Raw genomic sequence first — 1180 nt, 5'->3', positions numbered from 1 at the left:
CAGGGCTATTTCATTCTGATTGAGTAATTGATATGGTACTGAAGTCATCTCACCCATAATACTTAATCTTTATATGTCTCAGGTTGCCATTATCGAAGCGTTTGCAGACCTCGCTGATACTCGTCGTACAGCAGGACAACGCCATACCCAAGCACTGTGTTTAGCGTTGTTTACGCTAGCAGTGACCGCTGGGAATCGTGGATTTCTAGCAATTGGAGATTGGCTCAAAGCGTATCACTTAGAATTAGTGGCATTATTCCATACCCCCAAAGGACGCTTACCGTCATACAGCACCATTCGACGAACGTTGCTGAGGATCGACTATCAGAGCTATTCGGCGTGCTTGTCGCGGTTTTTTGGGATTCAACCGTTGCCTGGAGAAACGATTGCCATCGATGGTAAAGTCTTGCGCGGCTCCTATGAAGCCATCAGTGATGACCCAGCAGTAGACTCTCATCCAGCGATTATGCTGGTGAGTGCATACATTGTTGAGCGGGGATTGATTCTTGAACCTTATGAGGTCAACTCAAAAACCAATGAAATCACAGCCTTACCTGCCTTCGTTGAACAGATAGCGCTCAAAGGTGTAGTCTTTGCCTTCGATGCCATCAGCACCCAAAAAAACAGTTCAGACCATCATTGATAGTGGCAATGATTACTTGGGGGCACTCAAAGGCAACCAATCAGGCTTACTCAAAGCAGTAGAAACCCACTTCCAACCCCAACAGAGCGGACAACAAATCAATAAAGGGCACGGTCGAATTGAAAAACGTACCATTAGCATTACTCATCTGTTGGATGATATTCCTGATTTCCCAGGACTGCAAACCTTGATTCGAGTCGAATCAGAACGCCTTGTGCATCGCGCCAACATCATTGAAGTCTCCACGGAAACCCGCTACTACGTCGCTTCTTTTATCGATACTGTACAAGCCTTCACCGACCGCATTCGGGGCTACTGGGGGGTTGAAAACAAGGTGCATTATGTCCGAGATGTGACCCAAGGGGAAGATGCTTCACGCATTCGTACCTCACCACTGGTGCAAAGTTGGGCACTGGCACGTAATTTTGCACTCAATTTGTATCGCAACAATGGTTTCCAAAATATGGCTCAAGCTCAACGTCTCGCTGGTTTTAGTCTTAACACGCTCAAAGACTTATTTAGAATGAAATAGCCCTG

General features: G+C 46.4%; 1 pseudogene. It reads left to right on the top strand.

From position 1 onward, the window contains the following. The first annotated feature begins 73 nt into the window (after positions 1 to 73). Positions 74 to 1175, top strand: a pseudogene (locus ABF638_RS38030) (ISAs1 family transposase). Positions 1176 to 1180 lie beyond the last annotated feature (5 nt).

This window comes from Nostoc sp. CALU 1950 (genome assembly GCF_051172895.1).
Lineage (GTDB): Bacteria > Cyanobacteriota > Cyanobacteriia > Cyanobacteriales > Nostocaceae > Nostoc > Nostoc edaphicum_A.
Note: the sequence above shows the minus strand (reverse complement) of the source record. Positions and strands in the feature narration are given on the sequence as shown.